17 protein-coding genes are annotated in these 20,267 nt (G+C 69.8%); 7 read left to right on the top strand and 10 right to left on the bottom strand.

What is annotated here, in order from left to right:
* The 7 genes from FREUN1FDRAFT_RS30970 to FREUN1FDRAFT_RS30940 form a co-directional block, all read right to left on the bottom strand.
* On the bottom strand, positions 1-1,101 hold a 1,101-nt coding region (locus FREUN1FDRAFT_RS30970), incomplete at its 3' end, for an ATP-binding cassette domain-containing protein (RefSeq protein WP_006544266.1).
* Positions 1,102-1,162: 61 nt separating this feature from the next.
* Positions 1,163-2,272: a BMP family ABC transporter substrate-binding protein gene (locus FREUN1FDRAFT_RS30965; protein ID WP_006544265.1), complete on the bottom strand. Its 1,110-nt coding sequence runs from the start codon at positions 2,270-2,272 to the stop codon at positions 1,163-1,165.
* A 470-nt stretch (positions 2,273-2,742) separates the two neighbouring features.
* Positions 2,743-3,825, bottom strand: a complete 1,083-nt coding sequence (locus tag FREUN1FDRAFT_RS30960; RefSeq protein ID WP_006544264.1) for a TauD/TfdA family dioxygenase — start codon at positions 3,823-3,825, stop codon at positions 2,743-2,745.
* Between the two features lie 49 nt (positions 3,826-3,874).
* Positions 3,875-5,296 carry an amidohydrolase family protein gene (locus FREUN1FDRAFT_RS30955; protein ID WP_006544263.1) on the bottom strand — a complete coding sequence of 474 codons (1,422 nt, stop codon included), beginning with the start codon at positions 5,294-5,296 and terminating at the stop codon, positions 3,875-3,877.
* A gap of 142 nt (positions 5,297-5,438) precedes the next feature.
* Positions 5,439-6,386 (bottom strand): LysR family transcriptional regulator, encoded by a 948-nt coding sequence (locus FREUN1FDRAFT_RS30950; protein WP_006544262.1) that lies wholly within the window; start codon positions 6,384-6,386, stop codon positions 5,439-5,441.
* 10 nt (positions 6,387-6,396) lie between these two features.
* Positions 6,397-7,002 carry a VOC family protein gene (locus tag FREUN1FDRAFT_RS30945; protein ID WP_006544261.1) on the bottom strand — a complete coding sequence of 202 codons (606 nt, stop codon included), beginning with the start codon at positions 7,000-7,002 and terminating at the stop codon, positions 6,397-6,399.
* The gene (locus tag FREUN1FDRAFT_RS30940) at positions 6,999-7,952 is read right to left on the bottom strand and encodes an acyl-CoA thioesterase II (RefSeq protein WP_006544260.1); all 954 of its coding nucleotides are present in this window, start codon (positions 7,950-7,952) and stop codon (positions 6,999-7,001) included. Before FREUN1FDRAFT_RS30940 ends, FREUN1FDRAFT_RS30945 begins: the two co-directional genes overlap by 4 nt.
* A gap of 249 nt (positions 7,953-8,201) precedes the next feature.
* Here FREUN1FDRAFT_RS30940 and FREUN1FDRAFT_RS30935 point away from each other — a divergent pair, with 249 nt between their 5' ends.
* The 5 genes from FREUN1FDRAFT_RS30935 (at position 8,202) to FREUN1FDRAFT_RS30915 (ending at position 13,193) form a co-directional block, all read left to right on the top strand.
* On the top strand, positions 8,202-8,933 hold the full coding sequence (locus FREUN1FDRAFT_RS30935; protein WP_006544259.1) for a TetR/AcrR family transcriptional regulator: 732 nt from the start codon (positions 8,202-8,204) through the stop codon (positions 8,931-8,933).
* A 738-nt stretch (positions 8,934-9,671) separates the two neighbouring features.
* Positions 9,672-10,877: a cytochrome P450 gene (locus FREUN1FDRAFT_RS30930; RefSeq protein ID WP_006544258.1), complete on the top strand. Its 1,206-nt coding sequence runs from the start codon at positions 9,672-9,674 to the stop codon at positions 10,875-10,877.
* A complete protein-coding gene (locus FREUN1FDRAFT_RS30925; RefSeq protein ID WP_006544257.1) occupies positions 10,878-11,276 on the top strand; it encodes an SDR family NAD(P)-dependent oxidoreductase in 399 nt (132 codons plus the stop codon).
* 76 nt (positions 11,277-11,352) lie between these two features.
* Positions 11,353-12,201: a mycofactocin-coupled SDR family oxidoreductase gene (locus FREUN1FDRAFT_RS30920; RefSeq protein ID WP_006544256.1), complete on the top strand. Its 849-nt coding sequence runs from the start codon at positions 11,353-11,355 to the stop codon at positions 12,199-12,201.
* Complete coding sequence (locus FREUN1FDRAFT_RS30915; RefSeq protein WP_006544255.1) at positions 12,201-13,193, top strand: LLM class flavin-dependent oxidoreductase; 993 nt, start codon at positions 12,201-12,203, stop codon at positions 13,191-13,193. Before FREUN1FDRAFT_RS30920 ends, FREUN1FDRAFT_RS30915 begins: the two co-directional genes overlap by 1 nt.
* Before the next feature lie 100 nt (positions 13,194-13,293).
* Here FREUN1FDRAFT_RS30915 and FREUN1FDRAFT_RS30910 read toward each other — a convergent pair whose 3' ends face one another.
* Together FREUN1FDRAFT_RS30910 and FREUN1FDRAFT_RS30905 are read right to left on the bottom strand one after the other, a co-directional pair.
* Positions 13,294-13,992 (bottom strand): TIGR00266 family protein, encoded by a 699-nt coding sequence (locus tag FREUN1FDRAFT_RS30910; protein ID WP_006544254.1) that lies wholly within the window; start codon positions 13,990-13,992, stop codon positions 13,294-13,296.
* A 257-nt stretch (positions 13,993-14,249) separates the two neighbouring features.
* Entirely contained in the window at positions 14,250-15,320 is a 1,071-nt protein-coding gene (locus FREUN1FDRAFT_RS30905) for an alkene reductase (RefSeq protein WP_006544253.1), read from the bottom strand.
* 183 nt (positions 15,321-15,503) lie between these two features.
* Between FREUN1FDRAFT_RS30905 and FREUN1FDRAFT_RS40305 the strand changes: the two genes are divergently transcribed.
* Positions 15,504-16,043: a MarR family winged helix-turn-helix transcriptional regulator gene (locus FREUN1FDRAFT_RS40305; protein ID WP_006544252.1), complete on the top strand. Its 540-nt coding sequence runs from the start codon at positions 15,504-15,506 to the stop codon at positions 16,041-16,043.
* A gap of 289 nt (positions 16,044-16,332) precedes the next feature.
* Positions 16,333-17,949 (top strand): GGDEF domain-containing protein, encoded by a 1,617-nt coding sequence (locus FREUN1FDRAFT_RS30895; protein ID WP_006544251.1) that lies wholly within the window; start codon positions 16,333-16,335, stop codon positions 17,947-17,949.
* 465 nt (positions 17,950-18,414) lie between these two features.
* On the opposite strand, the gene FREUN1FDRAFT_RS44415 is transcribed toward FREUN1FDRAFT_RS30895, so the two are convergent.
* A partial coding sequence (locus tag FREUN1FDRAFT_RS44415; RefSeq protein ID WP_157475618.1) for a hypothetical protein occupies positions 18,415-20,267 on the bottom strand: 1,853 nt, incomplete at its 5' end.

Here is a 20,267-nt window from a genome sequence, read left to right as displayed (position 1 = left end):
CGCCGCGGCGGTGGCCGGCGCCAGGCCGATGGCGGCAGCCTCCTCGCCGAGCGCCACCTCCCGGCCGACCATCTCGCGGGCCAGCGTGGCCGCGTCGGTGCCGGACGTCTCCCGCCGCGCGACCACCCGGCCCCGGCGCAGCACGGTGACCCGGTCGGTGGCGGTGAGGATCTCGGTCAGCTTGTGGCTGATCAGGACGACCGCCTTCGCCGCCCCCGCCCCAGCACCCGCATCCACACCCGCGCCCGCGCCCGCGCCCGGATCTGCGGCCGCACCCGGCGAGCCGTCGCCGGTGACCGCGCGGCGCAGCACGGCGAACAGGTCCCGCGACTCGGCCATCGACAGCACCGAGGTGGGCTCGTCGAGAATGATCACATCCGGGTCGCGGCGCAGGCACTTGATGATCTCTACACGCTGGCGCTGCCCGGCGGACAGCGTGTCGACCCGGGCGAGCGGATCCACGGCGATGCCGTACCGCTCGCCGATCCGCACCGTCTGGGCGCAGGCCTCCTCCCGCCGCAGTCGTCCACCCCCAGCCCACAGACGCCCGGCCCTCGGGAGCCCGGCCCACCGCCCCTCGCCCGGCAGCCGATCGCTGCCGGCCCGTCCGCGACCGGCGCCCTGGCGGGCGGGCAGCCCGGCGAGGCCGGCCGTCGCGTCCCCGAGGATGACGTTCTCCCAGACGGTCAGGGCGCCGACCAGGCTGAAGTGCTGGTGAACCATGCCGACGCCGATGCCGGCCGCGGCGCGCGGGTCCGTGACGTCGATCGGTTCGCCGTCCCGCAGGATCATGCCGGCATCCGGCCGGATCAGCCCGCTGAGCACCTTCATCAGGGTCGACTTGCCGGCCCCGTTCTCGCCGAGCAGCCCATGGATCTCGCCGCGGCGCACGGCCAGGTCGATGCCGTCGCAGGCGACGACCTGGCCGTACCGCTTGGTGATGCCCCGCAGCTCGATGGCCGGGGCAGGCGCCGAAACGTGGTCGTCCGGGGCGTGGTGGGCCTGACGCGGGACGTGGTGGGCGTGTTCCGGGCCGGGAGCGGGCGCCGGGACGCGAACGGTCGCGGGTGCGGGCGCGGTGGGCCGGGAGGTAGCGGTCATGCGCGGTCAGCTCCTGGAGATGTCCTCGGTTCGGCGCAAGGTCTGCGGTCGCCGAGGGGGCTCAGCCGCCGAGCTTCGCGACCTCGTCGGCCGGGACGATGGCACCCGAACCGATGTCCGAGATGAACTTGTTGACCGCGGCGGTCTGCTCGTCCGTGCCGGCGCAGACCTTCACGGTCGGCACCGCGTCGACGCCCATCTTCCAGTGCCTGGTGACGCCCATCTTCAGCGTGCCGGCGGAGAAGTCCTTCAGCGCGGCCGCGAAGTAGTCACCGGGGCTGAAGATCGCCGAGATGGCGAACTTCGCGGTCGGGTCGGAGCAGCGGTCGGTACCGGGAGTCAGCGTCGGCACACCCGCATCGCTCGCGATCTTCGCCGCGGCGTCGGTCGCGCCGCCCAGGTACGGGTAGAACATCTTGACGCCCTGGTTGATCTGCGCCTGCGCGGCTTCCTGCCCCTTGGCCGCGTCGTCGAACGAACCGGTGTAGGTGGCGAGGACCTCCGCGTCCGGGATCACCTCGCGGATGCCGGCCTTGAACGCCTTGTAGGCGAGGACGGAGAAGTCCGCCTCCGGCCCGGTGACATAGCCGGCCTTGGTGTCCCCGCTCTCCTTCATCAGCAGGCCGGCGGCGTACCCGGCGGCGAGCAGGCTCTCGTTGACGTCGTCCTGGGAGGTCGAGATGTAGGGGGTCAGCTCGACACCCTGACCGGCGGCGACGTACCAGGCCGTCTTCGCGCAGACGGCCTCCTCCGCGACGGGCAGCGCGTCCTTGAGCTCGCTGGCACCGACGGCGACCAGGTCGACACCCTGCCGGCAGACGTTGCGGGCGGCCGACACCGCGTCGGCCGGATTGATCTTGTCCTGGGTGATGATCTGCCAGCCCTGGTCGGCCGCGAACGTCTTCGCCGAGGCCACGAAGCTCTCGTAGTAGCCGTTGTCGTTGGTGTCACCGGGGCTGAGGATGCCGACGACGACCTTGCCGTCACCGTTCACGTCCGGCTCGCCAGCCGGGACGGTGCCCGCGGCCGGGGCGGCCGACGCGCCGACCTCGGCCGAGGTCGCGCTCGTGGAGTTGTCACCGCAGGCGGCCACGAGAGCCAGCGACAGCGCGGCCGCCGAGACGGCGGTCAGGCGCGGGAAAGCGCGGTGGAGCGAGAACCTAGCAGTCAACGTCGTACCTTCCGCGAAAGGGAGTACAGGCGAAGTTCAGGTGGCTCGCGGCCTACGACGCTGTAGAGCCGCCTCCGTGGTGGGGAGCCGCACGGAGGTGGGTACTGCCGAGCGGAGAGGGAGCCCGCCGTGACGCCTCGGCCTGTCGGCACGACGCTCCGGCACGTCGGCACGACACTCCGCGGCGTCTGCGCGACGCTTCGGCGCGGATCACGGCGCGATGGTGGTCCCGACCTCGCGCCGGTGCCCGTCTGGCCGGCACCGATGCCGCCCGAAGCGACCCGGATACGTCCTGACCAGGCAAAACCCTCTGCGATGCACGTTAGTCGAGCGGTCCGGGGGCTTCGCTGTGCCTTGGGCACCAACCCGCCGCACCGCTTCCGGGCGGGGATTCGTTCGTTACAGTCAGCTGTTCCGGGCGCCACATGCCCGACATCTCGGACAGTGATCAGGCAGGGCGGGGGCGGGCGTCAGTCGCCCCAGTCGGTGCGCACCGCCGCCGCCTCGCGGATGTGGAAGTGTCCCTTGGTGTCCCTGGCGGGGTCCTCGGCCCGGGTGCTGGACCGGTCCACCACCACGTGCTTGCCGAAGTTCTCCACCAGCGGGCGGCCGACATCCCGGCGTAGCCACAGGCGCAGCAGGTGGCGGGTATGGGCGAAGTCGGTGCCGTTGACGAACTCGGTGCGCGAATGCAGCGCCGCGTAGTTGAGGAGCCACTGGATGTCGCCGGGCTGGAAGTCCATGTCGAGCGCGACGCCGTCGGAGTAGGTGATCTCCTCGATCAGCGCGAGCGCCTCCCGCTGCGGCCCGGTGAGCGGCGGAACGCCCGGGTAGCGATGTGCCGACTCGATCATGTCGGCGCCCGCGTACATGCTGAAGCAGCCCTGGGTCCAGCTGACGATCGGGGAGGTGTAGGTGTCCGCCGGTGCGTCCGGGTCCTGCCGCCGCCAGTCGTAGTGCCAGGGCTCCAACAGCAGCGGAGCCAGGTCGGGGCGGCGGGCGAGCAGCTCGTTGAAGACCGTCGCGCCGCTGACCAGGCTGCTCAGGCCACCGGACGCAGGCGGACGCAGGCACATTAGCGCCACCGCGTCGGAGCTGTCCGAGTGGTAGGGCAGCTTGTCCCGGGTCCGCGACGGCAGGCCGCCCTCCTCGTAGGCCTTGTCCGACACGCCCACGATGTGGTCGATGAGGTCACCGAGCTCGTTCTGGCGGATCGGTTCACCCAGATGCAGGCCGATCAGGTAGAAGATCGCCGCGGCGAGGGTGTCGTCGTACTCCTGCATCCGCAGCCCGCGGATGAGGACGAAACCGCGGCCGGAGTCCATGTCGGCGCCGAACTGGCGGATGGCGTCGGAGGCGGCCGTGAGCGGGTACTGCGCGGCGCTGACGGTCCGCAGGTCCGGGTCGTCGGCGATGAACCGCCGCCCGATCTCCTCCAGCTCGGCCACCTGGTCGGGGCCGAGCCGGAAGATCCACTCATCGGTGCGGGACAGTTCGTCGCCGCGCCAGACGAACGGCCCGGTGACCGGCTCCAGCGTGGTGGTGATGGTCATGGGTGTGCCGTTCCTTTCCCTGTCCTCTTCGCTATGCCCAGGAGCTTCGCTATGCCCAGGAGCGGGGTATCCGCAGGTCGGCTCGGTCGAGCAGGGCCGCCGCACGGTCGCGGGCCGCCGCCCACAGCGCGTCCTCGTCCACCGTGGTGACCCGACCACCCCGCACCACCTGGCGACCGGCGACGAGCACGTCACGCACCGTGTGGGTCGGCGCGTTCCACACCAGCTGGCGGGCCAGGTCGCCGACCGGCACCCAGGCCGGGTCGTCGGTGCGGAAGACGACGATGTCCGCCTGCAGGCCCTGGACCAGGGCCCCGGTCACCCCGCCGAGGCCGATCGCGGCCGCGCCGTCGACGGTGGCGAGCGCGAACGCCTCCCCCGCCCGCAGCGGGGCGACACCGTCGGCGGGGGCGTCCCGCGACAGCCCGGCCAGCAGCCGCGCCGCGTCCAGGATGTCGAGCCGGTCACCGGCGTTGTGCGAGTCGCAACCCAGCGCCAGCCGGCCACCGGCCCGCCAGAACGGGACATGCCGTCCTGCCCTGGTCAGTCCCTGCCCGAGCCGCAGGTACGCCCACGGGCAGCAGGCGACAGCGGTGCCGGTCGCGGCGAGGATCTCGATCTCCGCTTCGGACAGCCACACTCCGTGACCGAGCAGCAGCCTGGGGCCGAGCACACCGAGCGCGGCCAGATGCTCCACCGGCCCACGCCCGCTGCGTCGTCGGTAGGCGTGGACGTCGTCGACACTCGGCGCGAGGTGCAGCGTGAGCCCGGTGCCCAGCTCCTCGGCGAGCCCGGCCGCGCCGACGAGCAGCTCGTCACTGGCGAGATCGTGACCCACGAGGGTGACCCACCCGCTGACCAGCCCGCCGGGCGGGAACGCCCGGACGACCTCGGCCTGCCGGGCGAGCACCTCGTCGACCGGACCGGAGTAGGGCAGCCCCGGCGCATCCCAGCCCCAGGTGCCCAGCGTCGCCCGGATCCCGGCCCGGCGCAGCGCCGCGCCGACCCGCTCCGGGTGGGCCACGGTGCCCGGCTCGACGATCGTGGTCACCCCGGCCCGCAACGCCTCGACCGCGGTGAGCAGCGCCGAGATCTCGTCGTCCGCGGGCAGGTGCGCGGCGTGCAGGGGCATCGCCCACTCGAAGATCGACGCCTGGGAATCGATGTCGTCCGGGATGGCGCTGCGTACCAGCGGATCTCCGGTGGTGTGCTGGTGCGCGTTGATCAGGCCCGGTGTGACCACGCAGCCGGTTGCATCCAGCTCGGTGCTGCCGGGGAACGCGGCCCTGATCTCGTCGGCCGGGCCGACGCCGACGATCCGCCCGTCACGCACCGCGACCGCACCGCTGTGGAGGACGCGCCGCTCGGTGTCCATCGTGACCACCTGGCCGCCGATGACCAGCAGGTCCGTAGGGCCGGCCATGCCGGCTGGGATGGCCGGATCCTTCGACGTCGGCCCGGTGGATGTCATGGTCCGGATGCTAGGAACAGGCCGGCGGCCTCCGTATGTGCTCCTGACACAAGAAGCATCCACGCGGCGTCGGGCGAACCGCGCCGGACGCTGATCCCGCACACCCGCCGTTCACCGGCCGCGGCGGCTGCTGATTCGCCCGTCAGGATCCGTCGGCACGTGGGTGTGGAAGCAGGCGCGCGGCCCACGCTCCGGTATCGATCAGCCTGGCGGCCTCGTTCTTGATGATCTCGATGACTCTGGTGGCGAAGCCGGTCGGCAGCTCGAGGTGTGTGGTCACGGCGATACCGAACCGGGTGGCGAGTGACGGGTCGTGCAACGGAGCGGCCCGCAGGACACCGGCGTCGATCTCGGGCGCGCAGGCCGAAAGCGGGAGAACACCCCAGCCGTAGCCCGCGCCGATGAGGTCCTTCATCACCTGCAGCGAATCGGTGACGAACCGTGCGGTGATCCTCAGCTTGAGCCGCAGCGCCGTGTTCTCGACGCTGGTGCGCACCCCCGTCGCGCTCGCCGGCAGCACCAACGGGTGGGCCGTCAGCTCCGCGAAGCTGACAGCACGGTCCGGCCGCAGGTCGGCGGAGCCGGCGCCGACCACGAGAAGGTCCTCCTCCAGCAGATCCTCGTAGAAAAGCCTCCCATCCGAGAGGGGACCTATCATCGCAATGTCAACCACGCCTTTGAGGATGCCCTCGACGAGCTCCTCGGTACCGGCGACGGTTATCTGGAAATGCACCTTGGGAAACGCGGCCCCCAGGCTTTCCAGAAGCGGCACGGCCAGCACTCCGGCGGCGGTCGTCGGCAGGCCGATATGCAGGCCCCGCTCGATGCGCGCGAGCGGGGATCCGACATAGAGCATCGCGAGCTCGAGCTGGCGCAGCGGCGTGGCCGTGGTTGCGCGCAGCCGCTCACCCTCCTCGGTCAGCTGCACGCCGCGAGCGGTCCGCAGGAAGAGCGTGACGCCCAGGTCCTCCTCCAGTAGCCGAATGTGCCGGCTGAGCGCCGGCTGGGCGATCCCGAGAACGCTCGCGGCGCGGCTGATGGAGCCTTCGTCTGCGACGCGTAGGAAGTAGCCGAGCCGATGGGTGTCCACGCCTAGGACGTCATGACTGCGGCACCTGGTAGCCACCGCGGGTGATCAGGCGGACCGGATCGCTGCCGTCCCATTCCGCGCAGGTCCGCGAGACCCGGTCCAGCTGCACGAGAAACGTCGGCGTCTGTTCCACCACCTCGGTGTAGAAGCCGAAGTCCGCGCTGGTGTCGAAATACGCCACCCGGAAGGAGCCGTTGGCGCTTTCGCAGGCGAGCTCGTAGCCCTGCTGCGCGTAGTGTGCCTTCCTGCCCTCGTAGTCCGGCGTCACCGTGCAGAGCTGATGCAGTGCCGACACCCGGCCGTGCCGCCATTCCCGGTAGATGCTGGGACGGTCGCAGAGCTGCTTCACGAGCTCGATCTGCACCGGCCCGGCCTGCGCCACCGCGATCTGGATCGTCATCGTCGTCGCTTCGCCGCGGTAGGTGGCGTGCTGGTCGACGACCGGCATGACATGGAACGGCCCCACCCCGAAGACCCGGGCCCATCTCGCCGCGGCCTCCAGCAGATCGCCGACCAGGAAGCCGAGCTGGAAGAACCGGAACTCGCCGGCCGGTCCACCACCGGGACCACTGACCGGCCACTCCTGTTCGAACAGCCGATGCGCCGGCCGGCTCATGACGCCCTGCCCTCCTGGGTCACCGCCGGGCGCACAAGCACATCCTGCACGACGGTCGCCACGAGCTGCCCGTTCTCGTCGCGGATCGTGCCTCGTGCCAGGCCCCGGCCCCCGCTGACCGCGAGCGCGTCCTGGGTGTGCACATGCCACCGGTCGAAACGACAGGGCCGGTGCAGCCACAGCGCGTGGTCCAGGCTGAACCCGCCCAACCTGCCCACGGCGGCGAGGTCGGGGTAGGAGCGGAACACGATATCCATGAGGAAGTAGTCGCTGGCATAGGCCAGCAGCGCGGCGTGCAGCGCCGGGCTGTCTCCGACGGCGCGCGGCAGCCGCATCCAGTGCGACCGGGAACCCTGCGCCGGCACCCCGCCGAGGAAGGTCGGCGGCTCCCCCATGCGGATCTCGACCGCCGGCGGCCGCTCGATCCAGGAGCGGCTGGCCGCGCCCGGACCGGCGGGAATCCTGTGCGCCCACTCCTGGATGGACGGCAGGTCCTCGGGACGTCCCAGATCAACGATCGGGCCACCAGGCCCTGCCGCGACCGCGACCGCGGGCGGCGCGGCCACATCAGCCGTCGCGGTGCTCGCCCGAAAGGTCGCGAGGGCTTCGAGGAGGGGTCGGCCGCTCTGCACCAGGGTGACCCGCCGCGTCGCCGACGAGCGCCCATCACGCACCCGCTCGACCTCGATGTCGATCGGCTGCTCCGGGACGCCGGCCTCCACGAACGCCGCGTGCAGGGACTGCACGGTCATCCCCGGCGTGGTCGCGCTTGCCGCGGCCAGCGCCTGCGCGAGCAGCTGACCGCCGAAGATCCGACCGGGAAACTGGCCGGGTGCGGACCCGGCCCGAAACCTGTCGTCGCCGACCGGGTCCAGCTCCAGGGCCTGGAGAAGTCCGTCGAGCGAGCCGAGAACTGCCGGTTCGTGGAGACTGCCAGCGGGCGGGGACATACGCCCACTATGCAGCACACGGGCAATTTGGATCAAAGATCCTTTCTCGGCTGGCGTGCGATCGGCAGCCACCGCCACCGATCACCGCGCGGCCGACGCCCTCGGGTCCGGTCGCCTGGACCGATGACTCCGGCAGCGTGACGAGCACGGGAGCGTTTCCGGTCGCGCCACAACGGCGTGCGCTGTTCGCCATACGTTGGTATGTGTGGTGTCCAGTCAGCCGACAGACACGGATGGAAGGTGTGGACTGTGCCTAGGCAGAGGCCGTCGGGCGGCCCGGCTGGTGACCGAGGCGGGGCTTCGGCCACCGGTGCGGAGGGCGCCGGGCCTGTCCGCGAGCGGTCCACCGACGACAGCTCGGGCCCTGTCACCGCCAGCGGCCGACCGAAGGGTGGCCTGCGGGCCGCTCAGCGGGCGTTCACCCATGCGAGGTTCATCGACTCGGCTGTCATCGAGTTCACCGAGCGTGGGTACGCACGTACCACGGTCGACGACATCCTTGCCAGAGCCGGCACGACGCGAGCCACCTTCTATCTTCATTTCCGAAGCAAGGCGGATATTCTTCGCGAACTGTACGACCGGGTGATGGCCGTGTTCGACGGCATCTACACCGACCTGGACGGTCTCGGATGTGATCCGACAGTGGACGGCATCAGGGACTGGCTTCGCCTGGATGTCGAACGTTGGGCACAGGTCCGGCAGTACGCCGTCCCGCTGGCCGAAGGCGCGGTCATTGAGCCTGAGATAAAGGCGCTCGTCGAGCAGGGCTACGAGTATCACATCCAGTCTCTAGCTCGAGCGCTGTTCGCCGGCCGCGAGGACGTCAAACCGGAGGACGCCGAGCTCGCCGCCGTCATCCTGCTAAATCCACTCATGCACTTCTACGACCGCTACATGCACGGACGACTGACGGACACCGAGCGGATGATCACACTGGTCACGGCCGCCTGGATGGCGATCATCAAGGTGCCGGGTCGGTGACGGCGTAGCCAGATCAACATCACGACGCCGCGCCCGTCGACCGGGCGGCTCCGTGTGACGTCTGAAGCCTGAAGCCCCGACCGGGCCGGGCCGTCTCGACGACCGGGTCCGGGCTGCGCCGGGCTGGGCCGGGCAATGCCGGGTCGATCCGCGCGCAGTTGCCGTTCGACGCGTTACCAATGGGTTCGTTCGGACGTCACGGCGACCCCGCACCACCGAGCCGGCGGGGCTTCGGACGGACCAGGACCAGCGGCGACGCCGTCCGATTCGACGAGAGGCCTGGCCTTGCTGATCGCCAGATGGGACCGAGGGCTGGGAGTGGCTGAGGGCTGCCCCGTGCATCGAGCCACCGGGCTCGCAGGGGCAGGCCAGGCGTTCGACCGATGAAACTAGGCAGACACCGAAGCCATTGACTAGACACTGTATCTACCTTATGGTCACCCCACTGGACAGCGCAGTCCTCAGCGGCCGGCCCTCCCGATCGAGCGCCACGTGCGCTGCGGCCCGTTGCTGGCCGGAGGTCGACGAAGCCGGTCCGAACGCTCCCGCGACCGTCGATCACTACATCAAATATTCAATATTTTCCTAGCGCGCCGCCTGGGTAGGTGGGCCCGCCCGAGGAGCCACACAGCCACGTGGCACCTCGGCAAAGCGTGCGCACATTCCGCCACGCGTCACCAGGGGGGCCGTGGCACCGATCGTCACTGACGCCGCCATCAGCTGCAAACGGAGGACCTGATGGTCGAGTTCAATCCCTACGATGCCGAGACCTGGGCGAATCCCTACCCGGCCTACGCCGCGCTGCGCGCCGAGGCGCCCGTCTACCGGAATGACGATCCGCAGTTCTGGGCGCTGTCGCGGCATGCCGACGTGCTGGGGGCGCACAACGACTGGGAGACCTACTCCAGCACGGGTGGGGTCACGATCGAGGGGGTCGAGAAGGATTTCCCCATGCTGATCGTGAAGGATCCGCCGGAACACCACTGGCACCGCAGGATCATCAGCAAGGTGTTCACGCCTCGGCGGATGGCGGAGCTGGAGTCGTTCATCCGCCGCCGGGCCGGGGAGCTTCTCGATGCCCAGCGGGACGCCGCCGAGTTCGACATCGTCGGCGAGTTCGCGCTCAGGCTGCCGCTGGACGTCATCAGCGAGCTTCTGGGTATTCCCGCCGAGCACCGCATGACTGTCAGCCACCTGTCGGATCTGCTCACCGAACGCGGCCCGGACACCGACCCGGGCCAGTTCGCCGAAGCGAGCGCCGGCCTGCTGGCTCTCTACCTGGAGCTGGTCGCGGAACGGCGCCGGAAGCCGCAGGACGACATCATCTCCATGATCATGCAGACGGAGGTGGCCGACGATGAGGACGGCCGCACCCGCCGCATGGCGGACGAGGAGATCGCCTTCCGGTTCCTCGAGCTGGGTTCGGCCGGCCACGAAACCGTCGCCAGGGCCATTCCCAACGGGCTGATGGCGATGACCCGTTTCCCTGACCAGGCCCGGCTGCTGCGCGCCGACCTGTCGCTGGCGGCGAAGGCCGTCGAGGAGACCCTGCGGTTCGATCCGCCATCGCAGCTGCAGGGCCGCAGTACCACCAGGGACGTCGCCCTGCACGGCGTCACGATTCCCGCCGGCGCGAAGGTCATGCTGATCACCGGCTCGGCGCTGCGCGACGAAACCGTCTACGACAACCCCGACGCCTTCGACCTCGGGCGCAGGGAACACCCGTCCACGCTGTTCTTCGGTTTCGGCATTCATCGGTGCCTCGGCGCGCATCTGGCGCGCCTGGAAATAAAGATCGCCTACCAGGAGATCTTCGCCCGATATCCGGAGTTCCACGTCGACATCGACCGCGCCGAGCGGCAGGTCTCGACCAACGTGCGCGGTGTCAGCCGCCTTCCCTTCGTCGTCGACCAGGCCAGCGCACCGGTCCCCGCGGGAGCGTGAATGAGCGTCCACGCTGACCTTTCCGGCCGCCGGATCCTGGTGGTCGGCGCCTCGTCCGGAATCGGCAGGGCGGTGGCTATGCCTGCCGCGGCGGCGGGTGCTCGGATCGCCGTCGTCGGCCGGCGGGAAAGCCTGCTGAACGACCTGGTCAAGGAGGCCGGTGGCGGCATCCCGATCGTCGGGGACGTCAGCGACGACGCGTCCGCGAAACGGGCCGTCGCCGAAGATCTCGTCCTCAAGCCACCACTCAAGATCATGACAGCCGCCGCGGTCGCCGCGGCCGCCGCCCGGACCGACGGGTCCATGCCCGAGGGCGCAGAGGACAACGCGCTGGGCAAGGTCCAGGCCGACCGCCGGGCGGAACGTGCGGCCGAACAGCGCGGACACGCCCGCGCGTAGCACGCGAACCGTGCGCCGACATCTACCTGTCCGCGTGGTCGGAGATCCCGCGGACACGACACAGGGAAGGACAGCCGTGGGAAAGCTGGACGGAAAGGTCGTCTTCATCACCGGCGCGGCCCGGGGCCAGGGACGCAGCCACGCCATCAGGCTGGCCGGCGAGGGCGCCAGCGTCATCGCCGTCGACATCTGCGCGCAGATCGACAGCGTGCCCTACCCGCTGGCGACCCCGGACGACCTGGCCGGGACGGTCAAGAGCGTCGAGAACCTCGGCGGCGCGATCATCGCCGTCCAGGCGGACGTCCGTGACCGCCCGGCGCTGCGGGCCGCGCTCGACGAGGGCCTGGCACAGTTCGGCCGACTCGACGCCGTCTGCGCGAACGCGGGCATCTGCCCGGCCGTCGACGCGACACTGGCCGCGGGTTTCGTCGACGGCATGGACGTCGACCTGATCGGTGTGATGAACACCGTCGCGATCAGCCTGCCGCACCTCGGCTCCGGCGCCTCGATCATCATCACCGGCTCCACCGCGGGAATGATCGAGGGCACCACGGAACGGATGGGCAACACCGGCGGTGTCGGCTACTCACTCGCCAAGCAGATGATCGCCCGCTATGTCGAGGTGCTCGCCCTGCAACTGGCACCGGCGATGGTCCGGCTGAACGCCATCCACCCGACCAACGTCGACACCCACCTGCTGCACAACGAGACCATCTACAAGGCCTTCCGGCCGGACCTGGAGCATCCGACGCGGGAGGACGCCGAGCTCGCCTTCCCCGCGATGCAGGCGATGCCGATCCCCTACATCGACCCGAGCGACGTCTCCGCGCTGGTCTCTTTCCTCGCCAGCGACGAGTCCCGCTACATCACCGGGCTTAATCTGCGGATCGACGCCGGGGCGATGCTGAAGGCGTCCCCCGTCTGATGTACACGCTGAGATTCGACATGCGCGCGCCGGAGACGGGGGCGCCGGCGCGGGAGCTGTACGCGGCGGCGACCGACATCGTGGCGTGGGCCGAGACACGCGGGTGCCTGAGCGTGCTGCTCTGTGAGCATCACATGTCGGAGGACGGCTACCTTCCGTCACCCATGATCCTCGCCGCAGCGATGGCGGCGCGGACCTCGACCGCGATGATCACCATCGCCGCGCTCGTGCTGCCGTTATACGACCCGATCCGCCTCGCCGAGGAGATGGCGGTGCTCGACATCGTCAGCGGCGGGCGGACGAGCTACGTCGCCGCCATCGGCTACCGGCCGGCCGAGTACGAGATGTACGGCGTCGACTTCCACCGCCGTGGACGGATCGCCGACGAGTTGCTCCCGCTCCTGCTGCGCGCGAAGACCGGCGAACCCTTCGAGCACGACGGCCGGCGCATCCACGTCACCCCGGCCCCGCACACCCCTGGCGGTCCGATGGTCGCCTGGGGCGGCGGCAGCCCCGCCGCCGCCCGCCGCGCCGGTCGGCACGGCATCGGCTTCTTCGCCCAGAGCGGCGACAAGGAGCTGCGGGTCGTCTACGAGGCGGCGGCACGCACCGCCGGCCATGAACCCGGCCTGTGCATCCTGAACCCGCCCGACGAGCCCAACACCGTCTTCGTGGCCGAGGACGTCGACCAGGCCTGGGACGAGCTGGGACCCTACCTCATGCACGACGTGCGCAGCTACGCCGCCTGGAACGACGGCGACACCGCCACGGCCAGCCTCTCGTCCGCGCGGACGGCGGACGAACTGCGGGCGGAGCGGCGCAGCCACCAGATCCTGACCGTCGACGAGGCCGTGAACCGTGTCCGGGCCGGCGGCATCCTCCAGTTGCACCCGCTGGTCGGCGGCCTGCCGCCCGACGTCGGCTGGCGCTATCTGCGGACCGTGGTCGAGCAGGTCCTACCGGCCGCCCGGCCCCCGGCCGCATCGGCCTGACGCCACCGCGGACCCGGCGTCCGGGCCCCCGCCGACAGCGCTGTCACGGGCCGCACCGCTTTCGGCGGCGGTGCGGTCATTTCCGGCTGAGGCGGTGCGGTCATTTCCGGCTGAAAGGCAGCTTGGCGGTCAGCCAACCGACCAGTTCCTTCGGGTTGCGCGACTGCGTCCACACCCGTCCCGGTCCGGTGAACTCGAACACGAGACGCTCGCCGGACTTGAGCGACTGGATCAGACCGGAGCTGATCTTGCGGGTGGTGTAGGACACGCTGTCGCTGAACGCGACCAGATGGCCCGAGTCGAGGACGAGCCGCGTGCCGGCGGCGATGTCGACGATGTCGATCGCGCCGTAGCATGAGGCGACTACCTTTCCGGCGCCCGTTGCCCGGACAAGGAAGCCGCCCTCGCCGCCGGCCAGGTTCTTGAATCCGCCCCAGGCCGTCTCGAGCTCGACGCCGTCGGACGACGACAGCCACGCGCCACGCGCCAGATTGACCGCTCCGGTGGCACCGGCGTCTGAACCACCCAGGTCGATGACGCAGACGTCACCAGGCAGGTTCGCCGCAACGTCGACCCACCCGCCTTTCGCACCGGCGGTGAACCGGGTGATGAAGAGCGACTCGCCGCCCAGCACGCTGCGTTTGAGGCCCTTCAGCAGCCCGCCGTCCGTGCTCGACTCGACGGTGACGGCGTCCGCGTGAGCCATCATCGCGCCCGACTCGGCCCGCACCGTCTCGCCGGGCGCCATACCCAGGCGCGCGACCGCGAAGGACGGACTGTGTCGGATGTCGACCTGCACGCGGCCACCACCTCATCCCGAAAATACGATTAACAGTATTTACCGACCAGCTACTCCGCTGAATATATGAGTGGCACAACGGGCCTGTACACGGTTACGCGTGGGGAGGTCGGGAGCGATGACGCCGCGAGCGGCCGCGAGCGGGCCGGCGACCGTGCTGGTCGCGCCATCACCGCAGAGAAATACGACAGGCGGTGCGGCGAGATCCCCGGCGGTCGTGACCCCCGGCCAGGCCCATTGCCACCGGCCATGCCCCGTCAGGTCATCGCCGGGTAGTCGGTGTAGCCGCGGTGGTCGCCGCCGAAGAAGCCGCTGCGGTCCGGGTCGTTGAACGGGCCGCCGGCGACCAGCCGCGCAGGCAGGTCCGGGTTCGCCAGGAACAGGGCACCGTAGGAGATCACGTCCGCGGTTCCGTCCTGGACGAGGTCCAGCTCGGCTGGGCCGGTCGGCTCCGGGAGGGTGTTCGGGTTGAGGATGAGCGTTCCGGGCCACTGTGCGCGCAGGCTCGTGGTGAGGTCACGCTGCCCGGCGGTCTCCATGATGTGCAGGTAGACCGCGCCCACACCGGCGACGGCGTTCACCAGGCTCTTGTACGTCAGGTCCAGGTCGTCCTCGGCGATGTCGTGCAGCGGGTTCCCCGGCGAGATCCGCAGGCCGACCCGGTCGGCGCCGATCGCGTCCACGACCGCGGCGGTGACCTCGACCGCGAAGCGGATCCGTCCCTCGATCGAGCCGCCCCAGCCGTCGGTGCGCTGGTTGGCGTTGGTGGAGAGGAACTGGTGGATCAGGTAGCCGTTGGCGCCGTGCAGCTCGACGCCGTCGAACCCGGCGGCGATCGCGTTGCGGGCGGCCTGGGCGAAGTCCTCGATCGTCTGCGCGATCTCCGCCTCGGTCAGGGAGCGCGGCATCCCGAACGGCTTGAAGCCCTCGCGGGTGTACATCTCCCCCGCGGCCGTGATCGCCGACGGCGCCACCGGGGTCAGCTCACCGGGCAGCAGGTTGGCGTCGCCGACGCGGCCGGCGTGCATGAGCTGCGCGAAGATCGCCCCGCCGGCTTCGTGGACCCGGTCGGTGACGGCGCGCCAGGCCGCGACCTGCTCATCCGAGTGCAGTCCCGGGGTGTCCGGGTAGCCCTGGCCGACGATCGAGGGCTGGACACCCTCGGTGATGATCAGCCCGGCGCTGGCGCGCTGTGCGTAATAAGTGGCCATCAGCTCGGTCGGGGTCCCTCCGGGGCCGAACGCCCGGCTTCGCGTCATCGGCGCCATGGCGATCCGGTTGGACAGGACGATGCGTCCGAGGCGGTAGGGGTCGAACGCGGTGGCCATCGCAACAGCTCCTCATCGGATTCGGGTCGAGTCACCCGCGGGCTACGCATGTGATGAACGGCCGGGCAGCGCCGCAACGAATATGCGCGCCACCAGATCGTTGAGTCACTCATGTATCGCGTCGCCACTGTACCCCAATGCATGACTGGGTCAACCATCGAGTCGGCCGAGTAATCTGGGGGCGTGACGGATCGAGAGGCCCTCTTCGCCGAGGCAGGCCGCCTGGCGCAGATGCTTGTCGACATCGGCGAGCGGGCGAAGGCGGACTTCGCCGACACGGTGGCCTCGTTCGGCCTGCCCGTGCATCTCGCCCGCGCGATCGTCGGCCTCACCACACCCGCCCCCATGCGGGACCTCGCCGACCAGCTGGGCTGCGACCGCTCCTACATCACCAGCCTGGCCGACCAGCTGGAGAATCGCGGACTCGTCACCCGGGTCCCCGGCGAGGACCGCCGCGTCAAACTGCTCGCACTGACCGACGCCGGCCTGGCGCTACGCGACCAGATCGCCACCGCCGTCGCCGAGCGCAACATCATCCTCCGTCGCCTGACGGACTCCGAGCGCGCGACCCTCGCCCCGTTGCTCGAACGCCTCCTCGACGACACTGTGGACGGCTACCAGCCCCTCCCCCGCCGAGACGCCACCTGCGTTCCGTCCGAGATCGACGGCCTGCCCACCCCAAAGGCCGCGCGTGCGCTGCCCGATTGCCGGGGCGACGACTGACAGCCCCACACGCAGCCGCCCCTGGAGTGCATCGGGGGCACACCGCCCCTCGCCTGCGCCACACCACCAGCGGCGCGATCCGATCTGATCATTGTGTGTCGGCAACAGGAGCCGGGCAGGTCAACAGGTAGCGCCGCCGTCCGTCGAGGGCGGGACGCTGGCGGCCTGTCGCGTCGACCAGCGCGCAGCCGAGTGGCTCGTCCGGGATGGCGTGGAGGTAGTGGTGGCGGGGCTCCGAGCAGTCTGGGGTGCTCCATCGGGTCCTCTGCGCTCGGCCGGATGGTCCGGCATGCCCCCGCCTTTTCGCCACGTGTTGGTGGGCTGCTCGCTGCTCGTCGGGCTGGCGGCCCTGTCCGCGGCGCTGCTGGCCCGGGGGCCGGCACAGATCACCGCAACGATCATCGCGTTCGCCTCCGAGGTCACCGCCGCGTCGGCCTGCTTCTGGAGTGCCCGGCACGCCGCTGCGGACGATCGGCGATGGCGGGTGCTCATCGGCATGTTCGCGGCCGGTCTCGCGGCAGGTGCCCTCATAACCGCGGTGATCCTGCTGAATGGCGACACGATCAGGTCCGCCGCGACCTCGACGTTTCTCGGCCTGATCGTCTTCTACGGACTGGCGCTGGCCGGGCTGCTGTACCTGCCCACCGATCCGGTCGAGGGCCGGATCGCGCGCGGGCGATACGATGGCCTGGTCCGATGGCACGTGATCGTCGTGCTGGACAGCCTCCTGATCGTCGGTTCGGTCCTCCTGTTCGAATGGGGGACGTCGCTGGCGGCGATCGTCCGGGCAAGCGCGCCCGACCCCGCCCAGCTTCTCGCCGCGCTCGTACACCAGCTGGCGGTGCTCGTCCTCACGGCTGCCGTGCTGCTGATCGCCGCCTTCCGCCGGCCACGGTCCCCGGCGACCTTGGCGCTGCTCGGCGGCGGCCTGCTCGGGTATGCCCTCACGAACAGCATCAACGTCTACCGCTACGCCCACGGTGATTACGACCTGCCGGCGTGGAGCCTGATGCCGCTCATCGTCTCGCTCCAACTGATAACCCTCGCCGCGCTGGCACCGGCCCGCGCAGCTGTGGATCGGACCACCACCGTCGAGCCCGGTCCGCGGGCGATGTGGGCACATACCGCCCTGCCATACGCCGTGCTCGCGGTGACCGGCCTGGTGCCTGTCGGCAAGCTGGTCGCGGGCGTCCCGCTCGACCCGGTCGAAACGTATGGCGCGGTGTCACTGCTGGTCCTGGCGTTCACCCGACAGATGATCACCCTCGCAGAGAACACCCGTCTCCTCGCAGAGGTGAGAGAACGCGAGAAACAGCTGAACTATCAGGCGTTCCACGACCCCCTGACCGGACTGGCCAACCGGGCGCTGTTCGCCCGACGCCTGCGGCGCGAGGTTGACCCCGGCGTCGAGCCGCGCGGCGACGACACGGCCACCGGCGGACAGGCCGCCGTGTCCGTCCTGTTCGTCGACCTGGACCAGTTCAAACGGGTCAACGACACCTTCGGGCACGCCACCGGCGACGAACTTCTCCGGATCATCGCAGCCAGGCTGAGGGCCGGAACCAGGGCGAACGACACAGTCGCCCGGCTCGGTGGCGACGAGTTCGCGGTCATCCTCGACGGCTCCGGCCCGGACGATCCGGTCAACGTGGCCCAGCGCCTCGCGACCGCGGTGCAGACACCATGCCAGCTCGCGGGCCAGATCTTCCAACCACGGGCGAGCCTCGGTCTCGTCACCCTCGAAGCCGACACGAGGCCGATTACCCCCGACAGCCTGCTCCACCAGGCCGACCTCGCGATGTACGCAGCTAAACGCGCCGACACCACCAAACTCGTCATCTACGACCGCCGTCTGGGAGTCCGTCCCGGACGCGACCCTCCACAGAACCACTGGACACCCAGCTGACCGTCGGATGGCACGTTTGTTTCGGGGGGACGCGGCATACGGGCCTTCCCGCCGGGCCGGCGGAGCTGTCTCCGCGGGACGTCAGCCTGGCCAGCGGCACCACACCCTGTCACCCGCGCACCGCACGCGGCGTGCTCGGGGCCAGGGCTCGACCTGCTCGCCGACCTGGTGGACCCGCCGAACGGAAGGAGCTGAATGCCGCGAACGACGCGTCCGCGTTTCGCCGCCTTACCGAACTCTCCGTGCCTGAAGCGTCGAGCGGCCGTCTCGCGGCGTTCCAGGTGGCACTACGTACTGCCACGCCCACCGGAAACCAGCGCTGTACCAGTGGCTAACCGCAGAGCAAGGAACTGGTGCTAATCGTAGGGGTGGTAGCTACAACTGCGGAACTCACCGTCCGGCCTTCCGTCGCTAACCAGCTCGTTTACCTTAGATCGCGCCGACGTCGGCGCGCACATCCGATACCTATCTCCCGAACCAGTTCTTCAACCGGTTCGCCAACGCTCCAAAATAGGGTCCATGATCCATGGCTGCTTTGACCAAACTAGCGAGGGGGAGCCCGTCGAGCCGGCCCACAACCCCGCCAATCTCAGCAGCAAGTTCAGCGGCGGTACCGTTGCGTTCGGCGCGTGCCACATCCAGCTCGACCTGGCGTCGTTCGTCGTCCGAAAGGCCATCCACAGAATCGGCGTCTGTACCGGAACCTCCGCCGCCATCGTCAGATCCATCTCTCCGGTGGGAGGGGTGATTATCTTGGCGGTTCTCGTCCACGTCCGGTCGTTCCTGACGGTCGCCGTCCGGCGTTCGGTCCCGCGCTGACTCCTCACCTCCTCGTACTGACGCCCCGTCATCGTCCGGTCCATTGTTGCTGTCACCAGGATCGACAGGGTCACCGTCGCCTGCGGGGACGTCGCCGTGCTCTGCACCCGGGCGGGCCTGCCTATTGGTGTCCGCTTCTCCCCGAACGTCTCCACCCTGACCGCCGCGCGCGCCTCCATCGACCAGCGCTTCGGGGATGTCCGTGACGGCGGAGTCGGTGGCGGCCTCGCTAACCGGCTCGGTTTCCGGCGCCCCATCAGTCGATGTTCCGGTCGGCTCTTCGGATGGCGTTGCCTCGCCGAGCAGTGTGTCACCGGCATCATTTTCGGGCCGCACGGCACGCCGGCCTTCTCCTGTAGCACCTGTCCCTTCGAGGGCATCCCCGATTATCGGGACATCCCCCGCTGTGTCGCCCCGGCCGTCGAAGAATGCGCCTGCCGCGCCGGCAATCGCCTCGGCCCCCTCGAGGAGCATGTCTGCCGCACTGGCGATCGTCTCGGCCAGCTCTTCAGTGACGTCCCTGGCGGCGGAGCCGTCGGCGGCTTCGCTGGATGGCTCAGTTGCCGGCTCCCCGATTCCCAGCTCATCGGTAGCCGGGTCCGAGATGTCGGTGTCTGTCGGTTCTGCGCGATTGGCGATCTCGTTGTTGTCGGCGGTCTTCTCGTCGTCGCCTTTGACGGGGTTCTGGTCGGCCCTGTGGGGGTCGGCGTCCGCGCTGACTGGTTCGGTGCTTTGGGTCTCCAGCGGGTCGGCGACGGTGTCCGCTTCCCCCTGCTCAGCCTCGGGAGGCAGTTCTTCCCGCGCAGGATCCTCCTCGCCCAAGCGCTCCTCCGACAGGCGTTCCGGCGTCCTGCTCGCGTCAGGAGCGGCTGTCCGGTCCGGGATCTCGTCGAGATGATCCGACTCGTGGTGGTCGGCGTCGCCCGGTTGGTGGTCTGGGAGCTCGCTGTCGGCATGGCTTCCCTCGTCGTCGGGCTGCCGCGGGGTCTCGTCGGCCGCGTTCAGCGACGGTTCGTCGTCGAGGGCGGCGGCCTTGTGTTCGGTGGCGTCCTGTGCCGAGCGGTCGTCGCGCGAGCCGTCCGACGGTGGCATGGCGTCACCAGAATCTGCGGCCTGAGCACTGTCCGCTTCGGTGACCTGGTCGGATTCACCTAGCGGGTTGGCCTCCTCAGCCTCGCCATCCAGAGCGGCGAACTTATCCTCAGCAACATCATCCGGCAGACCATCTAAACCAGCGCCGTCGCCGAACTCGTCAGACTCGTCAGCTTCGCCATCCAGAGCAGCGAACTTATCCTCAGCAACATCATCCGGCAGACCATCTAAACCAGCGCCGTCGCCGGACTCGTCAGACTCGTCAGCTTCGCCATCCAGAGCAGCGAACTTATCCTCAGCAACATCATCCGGCAGACCATCTAAACCAGCGCCGTCGCCGGACTCGTCAGACTCGTCAGCTTCGCCATCCAGAGCAGCGAACTTATCCTCAGCAACATCATCCGGCA

This window comes from Parafrankia sp. EUN1f, assembly GCF_000177675.1.
In the GTDB taxonomy this organism is placed as follows: domain Bacteria; phylum Actinomycetota; class Actinomycetes; order Frankiales; family Frankiaceae; genus Parafrankia.
This window is presented reverse-complemented; position numbering and strand designations above follow the sequence as displayed.